The organism is Caulobacter sp. KR2-114, assembly GCF_049446115.1.
GTDB lineage: Bacteria > Pseudomonadota > Alphaproteobacteria > Caulobacterales > Caulobacteraceae > Acaudatibacter.
In genome coordinates this window covers 1-22,839 of sequence record NZ_JBMSEC010000005.1, presented here as the reverse complement: position 1 = coordinate 22,839, position 22,839 = coordinate 1, and the positions used below count along the sequence as shown (strand labels likewise).

Sequence of the window (22,839 nt, the reverse complement as noted above, 5' to 3'; positions counted from 1 at the left end):
GGATGACAGTGTTGGGGCGCAAGCGGGAGAGGTCGCTACCAGATCCGCACCCGCCGGTCGGGCGGCAGGTACAGCTTGTCGCCCGGTTTGACGTCGAAGGCGGCGTACCAGGCGTCGAGGTTGCGCACCACGCCGTCCACCCGGTACTGGCGTGGCGAATGCGGGTCGCTGACCAGCTGGCGGCGCAAGGCGTCCTCGCGCGCCTTGCCGCGCCAGGCCTGGGCCCAGCCCAGGAACACGCGCTGGTCGCCGGTCATGCCGTCGATCACCGGCGCGGGCCGGCCTTTCAGGGAGGCGTGGTAGGCGTCCAGCGCCAGGGTCAGGCCGCCCAGGTCGGCGATGTTCTCGCCCATGGTCAGGTCGCCGTTCACGTGCGCGCCGGACAGCGGCTCGAACGCGGAATACTGCGCGCCCAGCCGGGCGGCGCGAGCCTGGAAGGCGTCGGCGTCGGCCTTGGTCCACCAGTCGCGCTGGCGGCCGGCGGCGTCGAACTTGCGGCCCTGGTCGTCAAAGCCGTGGGTCATCTCGTGGCCGATCACCGCGCCGATGGCGCCGTAGTTGATCGCCGGATCGGCCGAGGCGTCGAAGATCGGCGCCTGCAGGATGCCGGCCGGGAAGACGATGTCGCGCAGCGCGCCGTTGTAGGCGTCGTTGGTCTGCGGCGTCATCTGCCAGTCGGCGCGGTCCACCGGCCCCTTGCGCCGGCCCGTCTGGAACGCCCAGTCCCAGGCCGCCGCGCGGCGCACGTCGCCCAGCAGGTCGTCGTCGCGGATCCTCAGCCCCGAATAGTCGCGCGCGTGGTCCGGATAGCCGACCTTGACCACATAGGTGTCCAGCTTGCGCAGCGCCTCGGCCTTGGTCGCCGGGCTCATCCAGTCCAGCGCCTGGAGGCGGGCGCGGAACGCGCTCTTCAGGTCGCCGACCAGGCTCTCGATCGCCGCCTTGGCGCTGGGCGGGAAATAGTGCTCCACGTACAGCTGGCCCACGGCCCAGCCCATGTCGCCGAAGCGGTCCAGCCGCTCGCCGGCGCCGTAGTCGCCGCCGCCCACCGCCCGCACCGCCCGTTTCCAGCGCGCCCTGGGTTCGGCCTGGCCAGAGAGCGCCTTGTCGCGAAACTCGAAGCTGGCCGCCTGGAACGGCGACGACAGGTAGCTGGCGGCGTTGTCGGCGACCTGGAAGGCCATCCAGGCCTTCAGGGTGTCGACCGGGGTCTGGCTCCAGATCAGCGCCAGCTGGCGAAAGGCCGTGGGCTCGCCGACGATCACCTTGCCGCCGACCCCGCCGTCGACGCCCCCCGCCCGCAGCCACGCCTTCCAGGGAAAGCCGCCGGCCAGGCCCTCCAGCCGGCCGATTGGCATGGGATTGTACACCTTGTCCGGGTCGCGTTGCTGCGCCTTGCTCCAGCTGACCTGCGCGATGCGGGTCTCCAGGGCGACGATCTCGGCCGCGCGCGCCTGGGCGCCCGGCCAGCCGGCCAGGGTCAGCAGGCGCGCCACATAGGCCTGATAGGCGGCTTTCTGCGCCGCGAACTGGGGCTGCAGGTAATAGTCGCGGTCGGGCAGGCCGAGACCGGCCTGGTCGACGAACACGGCGTAGCGGCCCGGGGTCTTCGGGTCGACGTCGATGACGGCCTGGAACAGGCTGCCGTACAGGTCGCTGTTGGCCTGGCCCATCAGGGCGCCCAGGTCGGGCCGCGAGCGGGCCTGGCGGATGGCGGCCAGATGCGGGGCGATCGGCGCGGCGCCCAGCGACTCGATGCGGCCCTCGTCCATGAACGCCTTGTAGAAGGCGCCGACCTTGCCCTCGGGGGTGGAGGGCTCGTCGCCGGCGTGCGCCGCGGCGTCCTCCAAGAGGCCGTGGACGTTGGCCTCGATGCGGTCGGTCATCGCCAGGCGCAGGCTGGCGCCCGGCTTGTCGGCGGGGATCTCCGCCTTGGCCAGCCAGCCGCCGTTGGCGAATTCGAAGAAACTGTCCCCGGGGCGGGTGGCCTGATCCTCGCCGGCGGAATCGAAGCCCCAGGCCCCGTAGTGCAGCTCGTCTGGCGCGCCGAGCATGCCGGCGGCATGGCGCCGCGCAAGACCCTGTCCGGCGCCGGTCAGGCCAAGCATGGCCAGCGCGCCGAACGCCGCCGCCCCGATCCGCCTCCAGCCCGGCCTGCCGCCCAACGTCATCACCGCTCCTGCATCGGCCGCAGCCTTCGCCTGTCGCGCGAATTTGGCAAGCTGATGGCATGCCCGGTCCGGGCGTCGTCGCCGGCATGGTCTTGCCGCGATTTTGGCGCTAGGGGAGGGCCATGCCCGCCCAGATCGATCCCTTCCAGGCCATTTCCGTCAGCCGGCTGGCCCACCAGCTCAAGGCCGAGGGCCGCTCCATCCTGCACATGGAGTTCGGCCAGCCCTCCACCGGCGCCCCCGCCGCGGCCATCGCCGTGGCGCACGAGGTGCTCGACACCGACGGCCTCGGCTACTGGGAGAGCCCGGCCCTGCGCGAGCGGATCGCCCGCCGCTACCAGGAAAAGCACGGCGTCACCGTCGAGCCCGACCGGGTGATCCTCACCTGCGGCGCCTCGCCGGCCCTGGTGCTGGCGCTGAGCTCGGCCTTCGAGCCGGGCGACCGCATCGCCCTGGCCCGCCCCGGCTACGTCGCCTACCGCAACACGCTCAAGGCGCTGCACATGGTCCCGGTGGAGATCGAGGCCGGGCCGGAGAGCCGCTTCCAGCTGACCGCCGCCCACCTCGAGGCGCTGGAGCCGGCGCCCGCCGGGGTGATCGTCGCCAGCCCTGCCAACCCCACCGGCACCATCATCGGCAAGGCGGAACTGGCGGCCATCGCCGAGGTCTGCCACCGGCGCAACATCCGCATCGTCTCCGACGAGATCTACCACGGGCTCAGCTACGTCGAGCCGGCGCATTCGATGCTGGAGTTCGCGCCCGACGCCCTGATCGTCAACAGCTTCTCCAAGTATTTCAGCATGGTGGGCTGGCGCCTTGGCTGGCTGGTGGCGCCCCGGGCGCACGTGCACCGCGCCCGCGCCTACATCGGCAACCTGTTCCTCACCGCCCCCTCGCTCAGCCAGCACGCCGCCCTGGCGGCGATGGACGCCGAGGACGAGCTGGAGGGCCACGTCGAGGTCTACCGCCGCAACCGCGAACTGCTGCTGGACGCCCTGCCGCGGCTCGGCCTGGCGGACATCGCCCCGCCCGACGGAGCCTTCTACATCTACGCCAACATCGGCCACCTGACCGACGACAGCCTGGCCTTCTGCAAGCAGCTGCTGGCCGACACGGGCGTCGCCACGGCGCCGGGCGTCGACTTCGACCCGGTCAACGGGCATCGCTACATCCGCCTGTCCTTCGCCGTGTCGACCGCCGAGGTGGAGGAGGCCCTGCGCCGCATGACCCCGTGGTTCGCCGCGCGCATGGCTCACGCCGCGGAGTAGCCGACAGCCCCCGTCCACCGCAGTGATGGCGGGCCTGTAGCGATCGGCCGAATTGCTCTAGCCTCCCGCCCATGTCCCGTGCCGGGAGCGCACCGTCGTGAGCCTGGGGCCCGTACAGCCGACGTCCGCCGGCGGCGGGGCGCAGCCGGTCGCGCCGACGGGGACCAATCCGGCGGCGCCCGTTCCGTCCGCCGCGGGTCAACCGGCCATCGCCGGGCAGACTACGGCGCCGGCCGCTTCCGCTGGCGGCGCCGCGGTGGCGAGCGTGATGGCCTCGCTGCTGGCCGAGGCGCTGCCCACCCAGGACGGGATCGCCCCACTGTTGGCCGACCTGGCGACCGCGTTGGCCACGCCCGCCTCCGCGGCCGGGGAGACTCTGCCGGCCGCCGCCCGGCTGGCGGCGCAGCGCATCCTCGCCGGCCAGGCCCCGCTGGGTCAGAACGTCGGCGCCGGGGACGTCCGGACGGCGCTGCAGGCGAGCGGGATTCTGCTCGAGGCCACGCTGGCGGCGTCGGGGCGTCCGGGCGCGCCGCCCCCCGACCTGACCCGGGACCTGAAGGCGCAACTGCTGCAGCTGTCGGCGGCTCTGGACCCGACCGTGGAGGCCGAGGCGGCGTCGCTGGCCGCGCCCCGGCCGCTGCCGCGTCGGGATCCGGCGCATCGCCCACCACCGCCGGCCCGCGGCGCCCCCACCGCCGGCCAGGCCGCCGCGCACCCCAGCGCCGAGGTCGAGCACGGCGGCGCCGAAGCCCGCGCCCGGCTGCGGCAGGAGGCCGACGCCGCCCTGGCGCGGCTGCAGCTGTCGCAGCTGGCCTCGGCCGGCGCCGGCGCCCCCTCGGAAGAGGCGGAGGAGACGGTCTGGCGCTTCGACGCGCCGCTGGAGACCCCGTCCGGGACCGCTCTCGCGCAGATCGAGATCCGTCGCGAGGGCCACCGGGCCGGCGGCGGCGGGGAGGCCGCGCCCGTCGTCTGGCGCACCCGCCTGTCCGCCGACCTGGAGCCGAGCGGTCCGGTGCATGCCGAGATCAGCCTCAGCGCCGGGCGCACCCGCGTGACCCTTTGGGCGGAACGCGACGGCGCGTTCGGCGACCTGTCCGCCGCCCAGGCCGAGCTGGTCCAGGCCCTGGCCGGCCCGGATCATGCCGACGCCGCCGTGCGGGTGCTGTTCGGCGCGCCGCCGCCGCCCGCGCCGGCCGTGCGCGGCGGGCCGGTCGGCCACTACCTGGATCGCCGGTCGTGAGCGGCGCCGCCGACGACCCACCGGGCGGCGAGACGCCGCTCGATCCGCAGCCAGATCCGCGCCCAGACCCACGCCTCGCGGTGGCGCTCAGCTACGCGGCGCCCAACGCGCCCAAGGTGGTGGCGGTCGGCCGCGGCTGGGTGGGCGAGAAGATCGTCGAGACCGCCCGGGCGCACGGCGTGCCGCTGCGCCAGGACGCCGCCCTGGCCGAGGCGCTGGCCACCATCGAGCTGGATCAGGAAATTCCCGAGGCGCTGTACCGCGCCGTCGCGGCCGTGATCGGCTTCATCCTGCGCGCCAACGCTGCGGCCGCTACCGGACGTTGACTTCACAGCGGCGGTTGGCCTCCATGGCGGGCATGGACCCGCGCGACACCTTCGACACCGTGGCCGACCTCTACGGGGAGGTCCGCAAGGGCTATCCCGCCGCCCTGTTCGACGACCTGGAGGCCCTGGCGGGGCTGGGGCCCTCGGCCCAGGTGCTGGAGGTCGGCTGCGGGGCGGGACAGGCCACCGGCGACCTGGCGGCGCGCGCCGGCCGTGTCACCGCACTGGATCCCGGCCCGGCGCTGATCGATCAGGCCCGCGCCCGCGTTCCGGCGACCAATGTCCGGTTCGTGGTCTCCGGTTTCGAAGGCTTCGAGGCGCCGCCGTCCTCGTTCGACCTGGTGGCGTCGGCCCAGGCCTGGCACTGGATCGCGCCCCAGGTCGCCTTCGCCAAGGCCGCGGACCTGCTCAGGCCCGGCGGGACCCTGGCGGTGTTCGGCCATGTGCCGTTTCCCCCGCCGGAGCCGTTCGCCACGCCGTTCCGGGCGGCCTACGACCGGTTCATGCCGGGCGCCTGGGGAACGCCGCCGCCGCAGGCCGCCTACCGGCCGGACGGGCCGTTCGCCCCCGGCTTCGACGCCTCGGGCCGGTTCGGGCCGGTGACCCATCGCGCCTATGCCTGGACCTGGTCGATGGATGGCCCGACGCTCGGCAAGTACATGCGCACCGACTCCAGCTATCGCGGCCTGCCTGACGCGGTGCGCCTGGCCCTGTTCGACGCCCTGCAGGCGGCGGTGGAAGCGTTCGGCGAGCCGTGCCCGATGCCCTGGGAGACGCACCTCTACCTCGCGCGCCGCGCGTGAGTGGGCTTCGCGTGAGGTATCATTGGCTTTCGGCGGGGCTGACGGCCCTGGCGCTCGCCCTGGCCGGTCCGGCCGCGGCCCGGAGCAAGGCCGTCACGACCCTGGATGGCCGGCGCCTGTCGCCGGTGCAGGTCGATGCCGACGTGCGCGAGCTGATGGCGTCCAATGCGGTGGTCGGGCTGGACGTCGCGCTGATCCGCGACGGCCAGGTTGTCTACGCCCGCGCATTCGGCGAGCGGAACGTCGAACAGGGCCTGCCGATGACGCCGCAGACGGTGATCTATGGCGCCTCCCTGACCAAGGCGACCTTTGCCTATCTGGTGATGCAACTGGTCCAGGAGGGGCGCATCGACCTCGACCGGCCGACCGCCGACTATCTGCCCAAGCCCCTGCCGGACTATCCGAAATACGCCGACCTGGCGGGCGACGCGCGTTGGCGCCGGCTCACCTTCCGCAGCCTGATGAATCACACCACGGGCTTCGCCAACTTCCGGTTCCTGGAGCCGGACGGGAAGCTGCGCTTCCATCACGATCCCGGGACGCGGTTCGGCTATTCCGGCGAAGGGATCAATCTGGCGCAGTTCGTGCTGGAGCAGGGCCTGGGGTTGGACGTCGGCGCCGAGATGCAGCGACGGATTTTCGCGCCCCTCGGCATGTCCCGCACGTCGCTTACTTGGCGCGCGGACTTCGCGGGCGATGTCGCCGACGGCTATCTGAAGGACGGCAGCCTCAAGGCGCATCACCGGCGCGAGGACGTCCGCGCCGCGGGCTCGATGGACACGACCCTGGATGACTGGTCGAAGTTCCTGGCGGCGGTCTCCCGCGGCGACGGCTTGACACGCCGCGCCCGGGCCGAGCTCACCCGCCGCTCCATCGACATCGACAGCATGACCCAGTTTCCGACGCTCAGCGAGGCCGCCACGGACGCGTATCGGCCGATCCGACTGGGCTATGCCGTCGGCTGGGCCGTCTACGAGACACCCTACGGCCACGCCTTCTTCAAGGAGGGGCATGACGACGGGGCCGGCAATTTCGCCCTCTGCGTCCAGGCCCAGCGCGCCTGCATCCTGCTGCTGTCCAACTCCGATCGGGCGGAGGGGATCTACAAGGCGATGGTGGAACGGCTGCTGGGGCCGGTGAACCTGCCCTGGCGCTGGCAGGGCTATATCCCCGCCACGGTCGGGGTCGCGGGCGTCAGGCCTGCAGCGCCGCGCGCTCCGCCGCCAGCACCCGCCCTACCGCCGCGACCGTGAGATCGACGTCCTCCGGTCGCGTGCGGGCGCCGACCACGCTGATGCGCATGGTGCGCCGGCCCTGCCACTGGCCGGTGCTGAAGAAGGCCGTCCCTTCGGCGTTGATCGCCGCGACCATGCGCAGGGTGAAGGCGTCGTGGTCGGCGTCCGTGGCCCCCGGCCGCGGATCGAGGAAGCGCACCAGGCCCTGGTTCAGGCTGGGCGCGCCGGCCGGCAGCACGACGCCCTCGAACGCGCCGATGCCGGTGGTGATCGCCTGGGCGAAGTCGCAGCAACGGTCGATCATCGCCTCGACGCCCTCGCGCCCCAGTTCGCGCAGCACCGCCCACACCGGTATCCCCCGCGCGCGGCGGGTCCAGTCGGGGGTGAAGTCCATGGCGTCGCGCGCGCCGTCCGCCGCGCGGACGATATAGCTGGCGGCCAGGCCCATGGCGGCGCGATGCGGCGCCGGCTCGGCGACCACGGCGATGCCGATGTCCTTGGGCGTGTTCAGCCATTTGTGGCCGTCGGTGGCCCACGACTGGGCCAGCTCGATGCCCCGCGTGCGATCCCGGTAGCGGCGGCTGGCGCGGGCCCACAGGCCGAAGGCGCCGTCCACGTGCGTCCACGCCCCGGCCGCGCGGGCCAGGGGGATCAGCGCCTCGAATGGGTCGAAGGCGCCGACGTTCAGGTCGGCCGCGTCGAGGATCACAATGGTCGGGGCGTCGCGTTCGCCCAACGCCCGGGCCAGGGTCTCCGGCTGCAGCCGCGACGCGGCGTCGGTGGGCAGGGCGACCAGGCTGTCGGTCCCCAGGCCCAGCTGCCGCAGCGCCCGGTCGACGGTGCCGTGCCGGTGTTCCGTGGCCAGCACGCGGATCGCTGGCCCGCCGGCCAGGCCGCGGGTCTCCACGTCCCAGCCGCGCGCGGCCAGCACCGCGTTGCGCGCCGCCGCCAGACCGGTGAAGTGCGCCATCTGGCAGCCGGTGGTGAAGGCGAACGAGGCGTCGCGCGGCAGGTCCAGGATCTGCTTGATCCAGTCGCCGGCCACCTCCTCAGCCACAGAACCGGCCGGGCTGGAGGCGTGGATGGCGGCATTGTTGTCCCAGGTCGACACCAGCCAGTCGGCGCCCAGGGCCGCGGGCAGGGGGCTGCCGATCACCCAGCCGAAAAACCGCCGCCCGGCCGAGCCAAGGTGCCCGCCCTCCGTGGCCGCGACCAGGGCGTCGACCACCTGGGCCGGCGGCTCGCCCCGCTCCGGCAGGGGGCCGCCAAGGCGCTGGCGCAGCTCGGCGGCCGTGACCGTGGCCGCGACCGGCCGATCGTCCAGCCCGCCCAGGAACGCCAGGGCGTGCTCGCGCGCCCGCCCGAGCGCGGCTTCGAAATCATCCATGCCAACCTCTCCCGACAAGGCGGCGGACCATAGCCCCGCTTGCCGCCGCGCGCCGCCCGGAAGTTGCTCCCTCTTACCGTCGGGCGCGGGCGGCCTCGGACGGAGGGGCGGAGGCTGGGGCGAGAGTCCCGTCATGGTCGAGCCGCCCGGGCCTGGAGATGACTTTGCTGCGGTGCGTGATTCTGTTGTGCGCCTGCGAGATAACCCGCTGAATTCAAGCTCGCCGGCTGCAGGCTCCGGCAAAGTATCCAAGATGTGAATTCAGCAGCCTTCACGGGGCAACCTGCGGCCGTGCTTCGTGTTACTGTGGTCTGGTTCCACTTCGCCAAAGGGGAGCTTCTATGGCGACTACCCTGGACCCTTCCGGCCGCGGCGGCGACCCGTACTTCGCCGCCCACGCCACGTCGTATCACCGCTTCATGCTGGGCCTGAAATGGGTGGCCATCACCCTGGGCAGCCTGCTCGTGGCGCTGACCCTGTGGTTCGCCACCAACACCGGCTTCATCGGCGGGGCGTTCTGCGGCCTGGTGGTGTTCGGCCTGGGGGTGCTGGCGATGAACAACGGCCTGCAGCACTCCACCGAACAGGACAATCCCGGCGGGCCGCACAGCTAGGCTGGCCCGTCTGGGGGCGGAGCGCGTTATGATCGGCGGATGACCGATCCCGCGCCGCCCGACATCGACGCCCCCGCAAGCGCCCCGGCGGGTCCGCAGGCGGCGCAGGCGGTCCGTTGGCTCTGGCCGTTGCTGCTGTTGGCGGGCGCGGGCGCGCTTGGCCTGGCGATCCACCTGATCGACGAGATCGCCGAGGGCGAGCGCTTCCGCCTGGACACCGCGCTGCTGCTGGCTCTGCGCCAGCCGGGCCATCCCGGGGTCCCGATCGGGCCGGCGTGGCTGCTGCAATCGGCCATCGACGTCAGCGCCCTCGGCGGCTTCACCCTGCAGTGGCTGCTGGGCGGCGCGGCCTGTCTGTTCCTGGTCGCCGTGCGGCGCAGGGCGGAGGCGGCGTGGCTGGCCGTGTCGCTGGCCGGCGCCTCGGCGATCAACACCGGCCTGAAGTCGCTGATCGACCGGCCGCGGCCGCAGATCGTGCCGCACCTGGCCCAGGTCTCGAACGCCAGCTTTCCCTCCGGCCACGCGATGATCTCGGCGGCGGTGTACCTCACGGCCGGGGCGATGCTGTGCGAAGCCATGCCGCTTCGTCGCGGGCGGCTGTTCGTGATGCTGTTCGCCGGCCTGCTGGTGGTGCTGATCGGCGCCAGCCGGGTCTATCTGGGCGTCCACTGGCCCAGCGACGTGCTGGCGGGCTGGTGTCTGGGCGGCCTCTGGGCGCTGGCGGTGTTCGCCGCGGATCGCTGGCTGCGGCGGCGATCCGCCAGGGCGGCTATTCCCCGGCCCTGAGCGTGGCGGCCGGACGGCGGCCCATGGCGACCGCGGCGGCGGCCAGGCCGCCCAGTCCCGCCAGCCCCGCCGCGCCCAGCACCAGGGCGGCGACGCCGCCCCAGTCGACGCTCCACTTCGCCTCGAACACCTTGACCACCACCGGCCAGGCCGCGGCGTAGCCGAGCGCGACGCCGGCCACCCCGGCGATCAGGCCCACCGCGCCGTACTCGATGCCGTAAGCCGCCAGGATCTGGGCGCGCGAGGCCCCCAGCACCTTCAGCGTCGCCGCCTCCTTGGCCCGGCCCTGCGCCCCGGCGCTGATCGCCCCGGCCAGCACCAGCAGGCCCGCCAGGGCGGCGACCGCCGCCGCGCCGCGGATGGCCAGGGCCAGGCGGCCGAACAGGTCGGTGGCGGCCTCCAGCTGTTCGCGCACGCTGATCACGTTCACTTCCGGGAAGCTCTGGCCGAGCTGGCGCAGCGCCCGCTCCTCCTCAGGCTTGGAGGCCTTGGCGATGGCCACGTGGCGCAGGTCGGCGCCGGCGAGGGCGGCCGGATCCAGCACCACCGGGAAGCTGGCGCCGAAGCCGCCGAAGTCGACCTTGCGCAGCACGGCGACCCGCGCGTCGATCTGCCGTCCGAGGATCGACAGGGTGATCGTGTCGCCGACCCGCAGATGGCCGCCGCGCGCCGCGTCCTGGGAGAGGGCGACCTGCGGCGGGCCGGCGTAGGCGGCGGGCCACCATGCGCCGTCGGTGATGCCGGCGTTGAGCGGCTCGGGGCCGATGGCGGACATCTGGATGTCGTTGTCGTAGGCCCAGCGGTCGGCCCGCTCGATGTGGTTGCGGTCCACCGGCTGGCCACGCACGGCGACGATGCGTCCGGTGACGAACGGCGCGCGCAGATAGTCCTTCGGCCCCAGCGCCCGGCCGAAGGCCTGGGCCACGGCGGCGTCGAACGCCTGCGCCCGCTCGCCGGGAATCTCGGTGAACACCAGGGCCGGCGCGCTGCGCGGCGCGACCACCGCCACCTGGGCCAGCAGGCTGGACTGGATCAGCACCACCGCCGACAGCAGGGCCACGCCCAGGCCGATGGCCGGGCTGGCGGTGCGCGCGGCGCTGCGCGGGCCGGCGAGGTTGGCCAGGCCGATGCGCCAGGGGCCGCGCATCCCGGCCCGGGCGCGCCCGGCCAGGGATGCTGCGCCCAGGCCCAGGCCCCACAGCACCAGGAAGCTGGCGGCTACCCCGGCCATCATGATGCCCGCGGCCATCGGCGTCGGCGCAGTGACCACGGCCAGCACGGCCAGGCCCACGGCCGCCAGGGCGGCGACCACCGTCTCGACGCTGAGGCTCAGGCGGCCGGTCAGGTCGTGGCGAAACAGGGCGCTGGGCGGGGTGGTGCGCGCCCGGGCCAGCGGGCCCAGCGAGAAGGCGGCGGCCGAGAGCAGGCCGAAGGCGCCGGCCTTGACCAGCGGGGCCGGATAGACGGCGAACAGGGCCGGGATCGGCAGGCTGGCGCCGACGATCGCGCCCAGCCCGAACGGGGTCGCCGCGCCGATCGCCAGCCCGATCGCCACACCGAGCGCGGCCAGCAAGGCGATCTGGGTCAGATAGGCGTTGCGCACCAGCGCGCCCTCGGCGCCCAGCGCCTTGAGCACCGCGATCGCCGGCTTCTTGCCTTCCAGATAGGCGCTGACCGCGCCGGAGACGCCGAGGCCGCCGGCCACCAGCGAGGCCAGGCCGATGAAGCCCAGGAAGTACTCCAGCTGGTCGATCAGCCGGTGCACGCCGGGCGTGGCGTCGTTGCGGTCGCGGATGCGCCAGCCCCCGCCGCCTTCACCGCCCGGCAAGGTGTGCTTCAGCCGGGCCACCTCGGCCGACGGATTGGCGCCTGGGGGCAGGGCGATGCGCGCGGTCTCGCCGAACGGCAGGCCGGGCTGCAGGAAGCCGCCCTTCTCGACGGCGGGCAAGGTGGTGAGCACGCGCGGGCCGAGGGCGAAGCCGCGCGACAGGCGGTCCGGCTCGGCCACCAGCACGGCGCGGGCCACCATCGGCACATTGCCCACCTGGAAGGTCTCGCCGAGGCGCAGGTGCAGGCGGTCCAGCAGGGCCTGTTCGACGACCGCGCCCTGCACGCCGTCCCTGACCTCCAGCGCCTGCGACAGGGGCATGGCCGGCGCCAGGGTGACCTGGCCGACCAGCGGATAGCCGCCCTCGACGCCGCGCAGTTCCACCAGCCGGCGCTCGCCGCCAGACGTCTGGGCCATGGCCTGCGAGGCCACGGCGTAGGACACCTGACCCTCGCGGGCGAACACGGCCCGCTCGGCTGGCGAGAACCGCCGCTGGCCCAGGGTCAGGGCGATGTCGCCGCCCAGGATCTGCCGCGCCTGCGAGGCCAGCCCCTGGCGAAACGCCTCGGCGGTCGAGCCTGCGGCGGCGATGGCCGCCACCCCCAGCGCCAGGCAGGCCAGGAAGATGCGGAAGCCGCGCACGCCGGAGCGCATCTCGCGCCAGGCCAGGCGCAGGAAGACGAACGGCGGGGTGCGGAAGGCGGTTGCGCCGGCGGCGGGCGAGGCGACGCTCACTGTTCGCCGACCATTCGGCCGTCGGCCATCCGCACGGTGCGGTCGGCCCGCGCGGCCAGGCTCTCGTCGTGGGTGACCAGCACCAGGGCCGCCGAGGTCTCGGCGATCAGGGCGAACATCATCTCGGCCACCGCCGCGGCGTTGGCGCCGTCGAGATTGCCGGTGGGCTCGTCGGCGAACAGCAGGGTCGGGCGCGCGGCGAGCGCCCGCGCCAGGGCGACCCGCTGCTGCTCCCCGCCGGACAGCTGGTGCGGATAGTGGGTCAGGCGGCCGGAGAGGCCGACGCGGTCCAGCCAGTCGCGCGCGGTCTTGGTCGCCCCCGCCTGGCCGGCGATCTCCAGCGGCGCGGAGACGTTTTCCTCGGCGGTCATGTTGGGCAGCAGGTGGAAGGCCTGGAACACCAGGGAGACCCGGCCCCGGCGCAGACGCGCCCGGCCGTCCTCGTCCAGGCGGGCCAGGTCTGCGCCCAGCAGGCGCACGTGCCCGCTGGTCGGCCGCTCCAGCCCGGCCGCGACGGAGATCAGCGATGACTTGCCCGAACCCGAAGGCCCGACCACCGCCACCCGCTCGCCCGGGCTGACCACGAAGTCGACGCCCTTGAGGATCTCCACCGGCCCGGCCGCGGAGGGCAGGGTCAGGGTCACGGCGTCCAGGGCGAGCGGCGCATCGGCCGCGGCGGCGTCGAACATCAGGCCTCTTCTTCCCCTACCGGGAATTCACGTTGAGGGACGGCGATCCCGGTCTAAATAAGGTGCAGTCATGGGAAGCACACCTGAACAAGTCTTAACCCGCCGCGGCCTGCTGGCCATGGGGCTTGCGCTGGCGAGCCCGGCGCTTGTTACGGCCGAACCCGCCCGCAGGATCACGCCGCCCGGTCGCCGGGCGAAGGTGGTCACCATCCTGGGCGATTCCATCACCGCGGGCCTCGGCCTGCCGGCCGACCAGGCCCTGCCGGCGCGGCTGCAGGCGGCGCTGGCGGCGATCGGCGCGCCCGCCGTGGTGCGCGGCGCCGGAGTCTCCGGCGACACCATGGCCGCCGGCCTGGCGCGGGTGGACTTCTCGGTGCAGGCCGACAGCGACCTGTGCATCGTCGCCCTGGGCGGCAACGATCTGCTGCAGGGGCTGGACCCCAAGGCGACCCAGGCCAGCCTCGAGCGGATCGTCAGGCGGCTGAAGGCGCGCCGCATCGGTGTGCTGGTGGCCGGCATGGTGGCCCCGCCGGTGATCGGCCACGGCTACGCCCATGATTACGACTGGGTGTTCCCCGCGGTGGCGCGCGCCGAGCGCGTGCCGCTGTACCCGAACCTGCTGGACGGTGTGGGCCAGATCATCAACCTGACCCAGCGCGACGGCATCCACCCCAACGCCCAGGGCGTGCAGGTCATCGCCCGGCGCCTGGCGCCGGTGGTGGCCCGGGCGCTGAAGGCCCACGCCTGATGTCGCCGTGATGATCCGCCTGTTCGCCGCCATCACGATCCCCGAGCACATCGGCGAGGGCCTGATCCGCCACCAGGTCGGGCTGGACGGCGCCCGCTGGCGCCCGCTGGACGCCCTGCACATCACCCTGCGCTTCGCCGGCGACGTGCCCGAGAACGTCGCCGAGGACCTGGATTCCGAGCTGGCGGTGATCGGCGGCCGGCCCATCGACCTGACCCTGTCCGGGGTGGGGGCGTTCGGGGAGGGGGTGGACATCCACGCCATCTGGGCCGGGGTGGAGGACAACGCCGAGCTGCGCCACCTGGCCGCGCGCTGCGAGACCGCCTGCCGCCGGGCGGGCCTGGCCGCCGACACCCGGGCCTACAAGCCGCACGTCACCCTGGCCTATCTGCGCCGGCCGGACCCAGCCAAGGTCGCCGCCTGGATCCAGGCGCACAACCTGCTGAAATCCCCCAGCTTCAGGGTCATGGGGTTCCGCCTGTTCTCCAGCTGGCAGACCGACGCCGGCTCGGCCTATCGCGAAGAGGCGGCCTATCCGCTGGGCTAGTTCGCCGGACCGTCAGGCGCCGTCCCCAGGGCGGGATGCGGCCTGGGGACGGGCGCGGTGTCGCCGCCGGCCATGTCTGCCGAACCCTCTCTGGATTCCAGACGCAGCGGCACGGAGCCGGGCTTGGGGTCGCGCGGCGGCGCCCATTCCGAGGCCGGCGGGACCGGCGGCGGATGATCGCCATAGACCACGTTCAGGTTCACCCGGCGCGGGGACGATACGGTCCCCCGGGCCAGGCCGATCTGCCCTCGCTGTGCCTCGGCCAGGGCGCGCTCGCCCAGTCCCGCGCCCCGCGGTGACTGCCAGAGCACGCGGCACTGGCTCATCCGGCCGCTGCTCTGCGCCACACAGGAGAGGATCACCCGGCCATCGATCTGCCGCGCGATGACCGGCGGCGCGGGCACGGCCTGGATGCGCACGGCGCCCGAGGCCACCTGCTCGCCCACGGGCGCGGTGAACTCCACCCACCCCGGCGGGCCGGGCGGGGCCTTCAGCACCCCGTCCTGGGCATAGTTCACGGCCAGGTCGCCCAGCCCGATGCCGGCCGGCGTCTCGCTCAGCGCCTGGCAGCGGCTGAGGCCGCCCTTGTCGTCGCGCAGGCAGCGCAGCCGCACCGTGCCGTTGACCTCGACGAAGCCAGGGTCGGCCTGCCGCCCGGCGCCGTCCGCCGCGTCGTCACCCGGGACTGGCCGGAATTCGGTCACCGTCACGCGGATCGCCGGCGTCTGGCCGGGTCCGGCGGGGATGAAGCGCAGGTCGGCGTCGAAGGTCTCCCAGGATTGCGGCGCGTCGCTAAGGGTGTGCAGCTTGCCGTCCAGCGCCATCTTCCGGGCGGCCTGCGCCAGGCCATGCGCCGGCGGCGCCTCGGAGATCAGGTTGCACGATCCCAGCTGCCCGTCGTACCGCGCCCGGCAACGCAGCACGACCTCGCCGCCGACCCGCGCCTGCAGCGCCGCGGGCGGATAGTATTGCGCCACCAGGGCGGCCTGTTCGCGGCGCTCGGCCTGCACGGCGAAGGTCACCACCAGGGCGAAGGCCGCCAGCACCGCCAGGGCGAAGGGGTTGATCCGCGCGATGCGGAAATAGCCGTCCCACGCCTTGACGGTCGCGGCCGGGATGTCGTTCAGCAGCGCCGGGTGCTGGGTGCGCAGCGCGCCCAGCAGCTGGCGGATGCGGCCGTGCCGGCGGGGCTGCAGCATCTGCAGCAGGGCCTCGGCCGGGCCGGGGGGCTTCTGGAGGGCGAGCCACGCCCGGTGCAGGCGGTGGGCGGGGCTGCGCAGGCGCTGGCGCGCCAGGGCGTCTTCGCGGCGGGCGATGATCTGCGGCGCCCGCTCGTCGAAGTATTGCCGGTCCCAGGCCAGCGCTCCTGCGATCGCGCCGATGAATGGGTCCAGCCGCGGCGCGCAGTCCAGCACCAGCCGGCACAGCTCCGACTCGGTGAAGCGGTAGACCGCCTCGTCCTGCATCACGCCTCGGGTGACCTCGGTCAGGGCGCGGTCGAGGTCGTTCTCCGTCGACGAGTCCTGCCGCAGCACGGCTTCCAGGGCGGCGATCGCCGCCTCCTGCCGCGCCTGCCGCTCGCGCCACATCGCCTGCAGCACGTCCGGACTGGCGGTGCGCTGCTCGGCCAGCGCCAGCCAGTCGAAGCGGGCGCGGGCAGGGGCGATCAAGGGATCGGTGCGCGGCGCGCCGCGGGCGATCAGCGCCGCCACCCGCTGTTCGGCGGCCATGTAGGCGCCCAGCTCCTCCAGGCGCGGGTGGAAGAGGATGGCCTCCAGGGCCGCGGTCAGCGCCTTGGAGTCGGCCGCGTCCGGCCCGAACACCAGGCTCTCGAGCCGACGCCAGAGGTTGTCGTAGTCGACCTGGGACGAGGACTCGGCCCGGGCCTCGTCGGCGGGCTCCGGGGCGCGCGGCGCGGCGGCCGGCGGAGCCTTCCAGCCCGTGTCCCAGTCGTCGTCCGGGCGGGAGGCTTCCTCGTGATCCTCGTCCTCGTCCGACCACGCGTCGTCGTCGCCATCGGCGGCGGCCGGCGCGAACGCCCGGCTGCGCGCCATGGCCAGGGCCGTCTCGTAGGCCTCGCGCAGCTGGCGGAAGCCCTCGGCGTCATCCTCGGGATGGGTGACCTTCAGCCTGGCGGCATAGGCGCGGCGAATGTCGCCAACGTCGCGCGTGGCGGCGATGCCCAGCACGGCCCAGATCGAACCCTCGGTCACTTGCAACGCCCCCGCACCCAACCCCCACGCGCCACGGTAGCGGTGGCGACGACGGCGCGGAAGGGGTGTCGAGCGACCTCAGTCGACCGGGGCGGCGTGATCCTTCAGGACGCCCAGCGGCGTGATCGCCAGGGTCTCCTCGTGGGTCGAGGCCAGCACCACCGGCGGAGCCACCCCGGCGTCCAGGGCCTCCTTCCAGCGCGGCGCGCACAGGCACCAGCGGTCGCCGGCCTTCAGCCCGGCGAATCCCAGGTCCGGTCGCGGCGTCGACAGGTCGTTGCCCGCCGCCTGGGAGAAGGCCAGGAAGGCGTCGGTCATCACCGCGCAGACCGTGTGCAGCCCAACATCGTGCGGTCCGGTCTCGCAGCAGCCGTTGCGGAAGAAGCCCGTCACCGGGTTCATCGAGCAGGGCTTCAGCTCCCCGCCCAGCACATTGCGTGCGTCCGCATCGTAACGGGTGGTCATGGGACGAGATTAGGGCTTAACACTGGTGTTAAGCCAGTCCCTTCGCATCTGCCGGAAGCCCATCGTTTCGCCGCCATGACCAGCCCTGCCCGTCCCCGCCGCAGCGCCCTCTACATGCCCGCCTCCAACGCCCGGGCGGTGGAGAAGGCGCGCGCCCTGCCGTGCGACGTGGTGATCCTGGACCTCGAGGACGCGGTCGCCCCGGAGGCGAAGCCTGAGGCGCGGGCGGCGGCCGTGGCCGCCGTGCGGGCCGGCGGCTTCGGGCGCCGCGAGGTGGTCGTGCGCGTCAACGCCCTGTCGACCCCCTGGGGCGCCGACGACCTGGCGGCCGTCGCCGAGGCCGGCCCCGACGCCGTGCTGGTCCCCAAGATCGAGGGGCCGGGCGACGTCGACGCCTACAACGCCGCCCTGTACGGCGCGCTGGCGCACACGCAGCTGTGGGCGATGATCGAGACCGGCCGGGCGATCCTGCGCCTGGACGCCATCGGCGCGCGGTCGGCCGACACCCGGCTCTCCGGCTTCTGCATGGGGGTGAACGACCTCGCCAAGGAGATGGGCGCGCGCCAGGTCCCCGATCGGGCGCCGTTCCAGGCGGCCCTGTCGCTGTCGGTGATGGCGGCGCGGGCCTGGGGCCTGATCATCCTCGACGGGGTGCACAACGAGATCGAGGATCTGGCGGCGCTGGAAGCGGTGTGCCGCCAGGGCGTCGACTTCGGCTTCGACGGCAAGAGCCTGATCCATCCGACCCACCTCGACATCACCAACCGGGTGTTCACGCCGCCGGCGGCGGACGTCGCCTGGGCGCGGGCGGTGATCGCGGCCTTCGACGATCCGGCCAACGCCGGCCGCGGCGCGCTGCGGGTGGAGGGACGGCTGGCGGAGCTGCTGCACCGCGACCAGTCTCGCAAGCTGGTGGCCGTGGCCGACGCCATCGCCGCCGCCGAGGCCGGGGCGGAGGCCGCCTGAGGTGCGCCCGCCGCTGAGCTTCATCCTGGTCGCCCTGATGGCCGCCCCGGCCCTGGCGCAGGACGCCGGCAGGCCCGACCCCATCGGCGCGGCGATCAGCCAGTCGACGGCCGCCGCCCCGACCGCGCCGCCGCCGGCGGCGATGCCGGGCGCCGGACCCGCGCCCGCCCTGCCGCCCGGCGCCATCGCCCTGGATCAGGCGGGGCGCACGCCTGACGGACCGATGTCCGACACTGATCTGGCGTTCGAACAGCGGCTGCGCCAGTCGGTGGCGTCGGCCGAGGGCCTGCAGGGGCCGCTCGATGGCGAGTGGACGCTGTACGGCGCGGACGGCAAGCCGCTCTATGTGTTCATGTTCGTCGATCCGGCCGGCGGCCGCGGCCCGCTGGAAGCGGCCTGGCGCGACCTGCGCCGGCCGCGCGGCGCCGACGATCTGGGGGTGGTCGACAGCCTGCAGCATGCGGGACCGGTGCTGACCCTCAACTTCGCCGCCCATCCCGGCGCGACCGCGACGGTCGTGCAGCTGCAAGGCGCCGGGGCCGCCTGGAACGGCCAGATCACCGAGGGCGGGACGCTGCAGAAGGTCAGCCTGCGGCGCAACTAGCCCCGCTTCCCCCGCGGCACGGGCCGAACCCCTCTCGACCAGCGCCCGTCCGTCGTGGTATCGGCCCCACGCGTCCTGCCGGACCGTCTACGGACTGGCGGGGACCTTGGCCGGGACACGCGACGTTCTTCGTCGACTGATCCCAGAGCCTTCCCAGCCCGTGCGTCCTTCAGGGCGCCAGTCCAACCCCCCGCGCGCCGGTCCATCAGGTCGGCTCGCCCGTCGCAAGACCTCAGTCGAAAGACCCATGAACGCAATTTTCAAAGGCGCTACCTTTTCCGACCGCATGAAGACCTCCGCCGAAGCCAAGAAGGCCCTGCTGGCGAAGTTCAAGCCGAAGCCGACGGTCACCGATCCGATGTTCGAGCAGCGCGAGGCGCTGCGGCTGGCCGAGGTGGAGCGGGTGCGCGCCGAGCGCGCCGCCGCCAAGGCCGCCGCCCGTGAGGCCGCCGAGGCCGCCGAGGCCGCGCGCCTCGAGGCGCTCGCCAACGACGAGGCCGCCCAGCTGGACCTGAAGCGCAACGAGCGCAAGGAACGCAAGGCCATGGTCAAGGCCCAGGCCCGCGCCAAGCGCGAGCAGAAGGCCGCGGCCCGCCGCAACGGCTGAGCCGTCGCTCCCGCCGCCGCGGGGGCTCGACAAGCCCGGCCGAACCCTGGACTCTTCGCTTCGCCCGGAGTGGCCGGGCGTGGCGGGGCTTGCCGTGGCCGATCCTTCCGAAGCCGCCGGACCTTTCGTCGCGGGCGCCGGTCCGACCCCGGGGGCGCGGTCACGCCAGGACTACCTGGAGCAGCGGCTGTTCGTGGTCTCGCCGCTGGGCGTCTGGTCCACCGGCGCGGCGCTCTACCTGCTGCTGGCGGGACTCTACGCCCTGGCGCTCGCCGCCGACGGCGGCTCCTGGCTCACGGCCGGCCCGGCCGGCCTGTCGCTCACCGGCCCGTCGCGTATCGCCCTCGTGCTGGCCTTCATCGTCGTCGCCGTCCTGACGCTGCAGCGCTACTCGCGGCTGCGGGACGAGGCTGATGCGCCGATCCTGGCGCGGGTGCTGGACGAGGGCGCAAGCTGGATCCCGCCGGACCACGCCGCCCTGCGCCTGCGCACCATGACGGCCGTGGGCGCGGTGGTCAGCCTGATGCTCAGCCTGCTGTCGCTGCCCCGCGCGCACGCCTCCGGAGCCTATGCGACCTTCGCCTGGTTCCTGGGGGTCTCGACCCTGCTGGGCATGCTGTTCTTCCGTGGCGTGGAGCTGACGCGGATGGGCTCGCGGCATGCCGCCGGCCTCGTCCGTGGCCTGAAGATCGATCTGCTGCGCATCGACGACCTGTTCCCATGGGGGCGGGCCGCCGCGCGAACGGCGATGATCTGGTTCACGGTCAGCGCCGCGACCTGTTTCATGTTCGGCGAGAACGGCCTCAGCCTGGCGGTGGTCGCGATGCTGCTGGCCTGCGCGGGCATCGGGGTCTGGGTGTTCGTCAGCACCCTCAGCCTGATCCATCACCGCATCCGCGCCGCCAAGGGCGAGGCGCTGGAGGGCCTGCGCGACGAGATCGCCGCCGCCCGCGGCCGGCTGGACGACGACCCGGCGGCGCCGGCCCGGCTGCAGTCGCTGCTGGCCTACGAGGCGCGCATCGCCGCCGCCCCGGAATGGCCGTTCGACCAGACCATCCTGGTGCGCGTGGGCGCCTCGGCCCTGATCCTGACCGTCCCCTGGTTCGGCCAGGCCTTCGCCGGCCTGATGGTGGAGCACCTGGGCAAGGCGTTTCAGTAGGCCGAAGTCGGGCGTCGGCCGGGCAGGCTCAGGGCGCCAGGATCGCCAGCGCCGCCTGTCGCGCCCGCGCCCGTCCGCTGTCGTCGTAAGGACCGGCGCCGGTCACGCCCCACACCGGACCTGGCCAGGCCGCATCGTCCGTCCGCCGGCCGACGACGTGCACATGCAGCTGCGGCGTGACGTTGCCCAGGGCGGCGAGGTTCAGCTTGAACACGGCCCGGCCCGCCGCCTCGCCCATCGCCCGCACCGCCGCGCCGGCCAGCACCGCCTCCTCCATCAGCGCCGCGCGCTGCGGCGCCTCCAGGTCCTCGAGCTCCCGCGCGCCGTCGATCCGGGGAATCAGGATCAGCCACGGCCAGCGCGCGTCGTCCTGCAGGCGCACGTGACAAAGGCCAAGCTCGGCAAGGGCTTGCGAGCCGGCGGCGAAGGCGGGGTCGGGCCGGAACATGGCCGAGCCTTGCAGGGGCGGCTTTGCGGGTCTAGACCGCGCGCGGATTTTGCACCGCACACTTCTGGAGACGACTGAATGGCTCGCGCGAAGATCGCCCTTATCGGCGCCGGCATGATCGGCGGCACCCTGGCCCACATCGCCGCGCGCGAAGAGCTGGGCGACGTGATCCTGTTCGACATCGTCGACGGCGTGCCGCAGGGCAAGGCCCTGGACCTGAACGAAGCCACCCCGGTGTTCGGCAAGGACAGCCTGCTGAAGGGGACCAGCGACTACGCCGACATCGCCGGCGCCGACGTGTGCATCGTCACCGCCGGCGTGCCGCGCAAGCCCGGCATGAGCCGCGACGACCTGCTGGGCATCAACCTGAAGGTCATGAAGGCCGTCGGCGAGGGCATCAAGACCCACGCCCCCAACGCCTTCGTCATCTGCATCACCAACCCGCTGGACGCCATGGTCTGGGCGCTGCGCGAGTTCTCGGGCCTGCCGCACCAGAAGATCATCGGCATGGCCGGCGTGCTGGACTCGGCCCGCTTCCGCTTCTTCCTGGCCGAACGGCTGGGCGTGTCGGTGCAGGACATCCACGCCTGGACCCTGGGCGGTCACGGCGACGACATGGTGCCGATGGTGCGCCACTCCACGGTCGGCGGCCTGCCGCTGCCGGAACTGGTCAAGCAGGGCGCGATCACCCAGGAAGAGCTCGACGGCATCGTCAAGCGCACCCGCGGCGGCGGCGGCGAGATCGTCGCCCTCTTGAAGACCGGTTCGGCCTATTATGCCCCAGCCGAGAGCGCGATCGCCATGGCCAAGTCCTACCTGAAGGACCAGAAGCGCGTGCTGCCGTGCGCCGCCTACGTGAACGGCCAGTACGGCCAGAAGGACCTCTACGTCGGGGTGCCGGTGGTGATCGGCGCCGGCGGCGCTGAAAAGATCCTCGAGTTCTCGCTGAACGACGAGGAGAAGGCCATGTTCGCCAAGTCGGTCGCCTCGGTGCAGGGCCTGATCGAAGCCTGCAAGGGCATCGAGCCCTCGCTGGCCTAGGACCAGGGCGGATGGGCGTCGCGCCAGGCCCCACACTCGAAACCGAGCGGCTGATCCTTCGGCCGACGTCGGGCGAGGACTTCGAGGCCTGGGCGGCGTTCATGGCCGACGAGACGGTGACCCGCTACCTCGGCGGGGTGCAGCCGCGCTCGACCGCCTGGCGCGGCATGATGCAGGTGGCCGGCGCCTGGGCGGTGCAGGGCTTTTCGATGTTCTCGGCGATCGAGAAGGCGTCGGGACGCTGGGTCGGACGGCTGGGGCCGTGGCGGCCGGAGGGCTGGCCCGGCCCCGAGGTCGGCTGGGGCCTGGCCCAGGAGGCCTGGGGCAAGGGCTATGCGCTGGAAGGCGCGGTGGCCGCCATCGACTGGGCGTTCGACGCCCTGGGCTGGGACGAGGTGATCCACTCGATCGAGAGCGGCAACACGGCGTCCCGCCGGGTCGCCGAGCGCCTGGGATCGGCAATCGTCCGCTCCGAGCCGTTGCCGCCGCCCTACGAAGACCATTTCGTCGACATCTGGCGCCAGAGCCGTGGCGAATGGCGGGCGCGGCGGGCGGGGCTCGCGTTTCCGCCGGCGAAGGTGGTGGGGTAGGGGCGCTTCCCCTTTTCGACCACGAACCACACGAACCACACGAACAGGTTCCGACTCACCCCCTAGCTCCGCTCACCCCGGCGAAGGCCGGGGCCCAGGCAAGACTCGCCTCCGGCAGGATGCCTGCCCCAGCCAAGCTGGACTAAAGCCCAGTGAATTGAAGCTTTTGCCTGGGTCCCGTGAGTTCTCAAACGAAGTGCAACACTCCCTTGTGGGAGTGTGGGGATGGGACGCAGCTACACACAGCTCGATCTGGAGGAGAGGTGTGCGATTGCCCGCCTTCATGAAGGCGGGCAATCGATCCGGCAAATCGCTGCAGCTCTGGATCGCTCGCCATCGAGCATCAGTCGCGAGCTGAAGCGCAATACG

At 73.2% G+C, this 22,839-nt stretch carries 23 protein-coding genes; 16 read left to right on the top strand and 7 right to left on the bottom strand.

The features are described 5' to 3' along the window. Positions 1 to 35: 35 nt before the first annotated feature. Positions 36 to 2,171: a M13 family metallopeptidase gene (locus tag ACO2Q3_RS17765; protein ID WP_423308961.1), complete on the bottom strand. Its 2,136-nt coding sequence runs from the start codon at positions 2,169 to 2,171 to the stop codon at positions 36 to 38. A gap of 122 nt (positions 2,172 to 2,293) precedes the next feature. Between ACO2Q3_RS17765 and ACO2Q3_RS17760 the strand changes: the two genes are divergently transcribed. The 5 genes from ACO2Q3_RS17760 to ACO2Q3_RS17740 all read left to right on the top strand — a co-directional run bounded on the left by ACO2Q3_RS17760 (position 2,294) and on the right by ACO2Q3_RS17740 (position 7,061). Continuing rightward, complete coding sequence (locus ACO2Q3_RS17760) at positions 2,294 to 3,439, top strand: aminotransferase class I/II-fold pyridoxal phosphate-dependent enzyme (RefSeq protein WP_423308959.1); 1,146 nt, start codon at positions 2,294 to 2,296, stop codon at positions 3,437 to 3,439. A gap of 97 nt (positions 3,440 to 3,536) precedes the next feature. Beyond that, positions 3,537 to 4,679, top strand: coding sequence for a flagellar hook-length control protein FliK (locus ACO2Q3_RS17755; protein WP_423308957.1), 1,143 nt, complete (start codon positions 3,537 to 3,539; stop codon positions 4,677 to 4,679). After that, on the top strand, positions 4,676 to 5,005 hold the full coding sequence (locus ACO2Q3_RS17750) for an EscU/YscU/HrcU family type III secretion system export apparatus switch protein (protein WP_423308955.1): 330 nt from the start codon (positions 4,676 to 4,678) through the stop codon (positions 5,003 to 5,005). The genes ACO2Q3_RS17755 and ACO2Q3_RS17750 overlap by 4 nt, the downstream gene beginning before the upstream one ends. Positions 5,006 to 5,028: 23 nt before the next feature. Beyond that, the gene (locus tag ACO2Q3_RS17745; protein WP_423308953.1) at positions 5,029 to 5,808 is read left to right on the top strand and encodes a class I SAM-dependent methyltransferase; all 780 of its coding nucleotides are present in this window, start codon (positions 5,029 to 5,031) and stop codon (positions 5,806 to 5,808) included. An 11-nt stretch (positions 5,809 to 5,819) separates the two neighbouring features. Continuing rightward, positions 5,820 to 7,061, top strand: coding sequence for a serine hydrolase domain-containing protein (locus ACO2Q3_RS17740; RefSeq protein ID WP_423308951.1), 1,242 nt, complete (start codon positions 5,820 to 5,822; stop codon positions 7,059 to 7,061). On the opposite strand, the gene ACO2Q3_RS17735 is transcribed toward ACO2Q3_RS17740, so the two are convergent. After that, positions 7,003 to 8,430, bottom strand: coding sequence for a pyridoxal phosphate-dependent decarboxylase family protein (locus ACO2Q3_RS17735; protein ID WP_423308949.1), 1,428 nt, complete (start codon positions 8,428 to 8,430; stop codon positions 7,003 to 7,005). The genes ACO2Q3_RS17740 and ACO2Q3_RS17735 overlap by 59 nt on opposite strands. 341 nt (positions 8,431 to 8,771) lie before the next feature. Here ACO2Q3_RS17735 and ACO2Q3_RS17730 point away from each other — a divergent pair, with 341 nt between their 5' ends. Both ACO2Q3_RS17730 and ACO2Q3_RS17725 read left to right on the top strand, forming a co-directional pair. Further along, complete coding sequence (locus ACO2Q3_RS17730) at positions 8,772 to 9,044, top strand: hypothetical protein (RefSeq protein ID WP_423308947.1); 273 nt, start codon at positions 8,772 to 8,774, stop codon at positions 9,042 to 9,044. A gap of 39 nt (positions 9,045 to 9,083) precedes the next feature. Further along, positions 9,084 to 9,830 (top strand): phosphatase PAP2 family protein, encoded by a 747-nt coding sequence (locus ACO2Q3_RS17725; RefSeq protein ID WP_423308945.1) that lies wholly within the window; start codon positions 9,084 to 9,086, stop codon positions 9,828 to 9,830. Here ACO2Q3_RS17725 and ACO2Q3_RS17720 read toward each other — a convergent pair. Both ACO2Q3_RS17720 and ACO2Q3_RS17715 read right to left on the bottom strand, forming a co-directional pair. Next, on the bottom strand, positions 9,814 to 12,393 hold the full coding sequence (locus ACO2Q3_RS17720; RefSeq protein ID WP_423308943.1) for an ABC transporter permease: 2,580 nt from the start codon (positions 12,391 to 12,393) through the stop codon (positions 9,814 to 9,816). The genes ACO2Q3_RS17725 and ACO2Q3_RS17720 overlap by 17 nt on opposite strands. Further along, the gene (locus tag ACO2Q3_RS17715) at positions 12,390 to 13,082 is read right to left on the bottom strand and encodes an ABC transporter ATP-binding protein (RefSeq protein WP_423308941.1); all 693 of its coding nucleotides are present in this window, start codon (positions 13,080 to 13,082) and stop codon (positions 12,390 to 12,392) included. The genes ACO2Q3_RS17720 and ACO2Q3_RS17715 overlap by 4 nt, the downstream gene beginning before the upstream one ends. A gap of 118 nt (positions 13,083 to 13,200) precedes the next feature. Here ACO2Q3_RS17715 and ACO2Q3_RS17710 point away from each other — a divergent pair, with 118 nt between their 5' ends. Continuing rightward, positions 13,201 to 13,830 (top strand): arylesterase, encoded by a 630-nt coding sequence (locus ACO2Q3_RS17710; RefSeq protein WP_423308939.1) that lies wholly within the window; start codon positions 13,201 to 13,203, stop codon positions 13,828 to 13,830. A gap of 10 nt (positions 13,831 to 13,840) precedes the next feature. After that, complete coding sequence (gene thpR, locus ACO2Q3_RS17705; RefSeq protein ID WP_423308937.1) at positions 13,841 to 14,377, top strand: RNA 2',3'-cyclic phosphodiesterase; 537 nt, start codon at positions 13,841 to 13,843, stop codon at positions 14,375 to 14,377. Here the strand turns inward: thpR and ACO2Q3_RS17700 are convergent. Both ACO2Q3_RS17700 and ACO2Q3_RS17695 read right to left on the bottom strand, forming a co-directional pair. Continuing rightward, positions 14,374 to 16,590 carry a J domain-containing protein gene (locus tag ACO2Q3_RS17700; protein ID WP_423308935.1) on the bottom strand — a complete coding sequence of 739 codons (2,217 nt, stop codon included), beginning with the start codon at positions 16,588 to 16,590 and terminating at the stop codon, positions 14,374 to 14,376. The genes thpR and ACO2Q3_RS17700 overlap by 4 nt on opposite strands. Before the next feature lie 78 nt (positions 16,591 to 16,668). After that, on the bottom strand, positions 16,669 to 17,055 hold the full coding sequence (locus ACO2Q3_RS17695; protein ID WP_423308933.1) for a DUF2237 family protein: 387 nt from the start codon (positions 17,053 to 17,055) through the stop codon (positions 16,669 to 16,671). A gap of 75 nt (positions 17,056 to 17,130) precedes the next feature. On the opposite strand from ACO2Q3_RS17695, the gene ACO2Q3_RS17690 reads away from it, so the two are divergent. The 4 genes from ACO2Q3_RS17690 to ACO2Q3_RS17675 all read left to right on the top strand — a co-directional run bounded on the left by ACO2Q3_RS17690 (position 17,131) and on the right by ACO2Q3_RS17675 (position 20,391). Then, positions 17,131 to 18,021, top strand: coding sequence for an HpcH/HpaI aldolase/citrate lyase family protein (locus ACO2Q3_RS17690; RefSeq protein ID WP_423308931.1), 891 nt, complete (start codon positions 17,131 to 17,133; stop codon positions 18,019 to 18,021). Between the two features lies 1 nt (position 18,022). After that, positions 18,023 to 18,625 (top strand): hypothetical protein, encoded by a 603-nt coding sequence (locus ACO2Q3_RS17685; RefSeq protein WP_423308929.1) that lies wholly within the window; start codon positions 18,023 to 18,025, stop codon positions 18,623 to 18,625. Positions 18,626 to 18,872: 247 nt separating this feature from the next. After that, positions 18,873 to 19,232, top strand: a complete 360-nt coding sequence (locus ACO2Q3_RS17680; RefSeq protein WP_423308927.1) for a DUF6481 family protein — start codon at positions 18,873 to 18,875, stop codon at positions 19,230 to 19,232. A gap of 79 nt (positions 19,233 to 19,311) precedes the next feature. Then, positions 19,312 to 20,391, top strand: a complete 1,080-nt coding sequence (locus tag ACO2Q3_RS17675; protein WP_423308925.1) for a hypothetical protein — start codon at positions 19,312 to 19,314, stop codon at positions 20,389 to 20,391. Between the two features lie 28 nt (positions 20,392 to 20,419). Here the strand turns inward: ACO2Q3_RS17675 and ACO2Q3_RS17670 are convergent, their stop codons facing one another. Further along, positions 20,420 to 20,839, bottom strand: coding sequence for an HIT domain-containing protein (locus ACO2Q3_RS17670; RefSeq protein ID WP_423308923.1), 420 nt, complete (start codon positions 20,837 to 20,839; stop codon positions 20,420 to 20,422). A 78-nt stretch (positions 20,840 to 20,917) separates the two neighbouring features. Between ACO2Q3_RS17670 and mdh the strand changes: the two genes are divergently transcribed. From mdh to ACO2Q3_RS17655, 3 genes are all read left to right on the top strand, one after another. Next, positions 20,918 to 21,880, top strand: a complete 963-nt coding sequence (mdh, locus tag ACO2Q3_RS17665; protein ID WP_423308921.1) for a malate dehydrogenase — start codon at positions 20,918 to 20,920, stop codon at positions 21,878 to 21,880. Positions 21,881 to 21,891: 11 nt separating this feature from the next. Beyond that, positions 21,892 to 22,470 (top strand): GNAT family N-acetyltransferase, encoded by a 579-nt coding sequence (locus ACO2Q3_RS17660; RefSeq protein ID WP_423308919.1) that lies wholly within the window; start codon positions 21,892 to 21,894, stop codon positions 22,468 to 22,470. A gap of 225 nt (positions 22,471 to 22,695) precedes the next feature. Then, a partial coding sequence (locus tag ACO2Q3_RS17655; protein WP_423308898.1) for a helix-turn-helix domain-containing protein occupies positions 22,696 to 22,839 on the top strand: 144 nt, incomplete at its 3' end.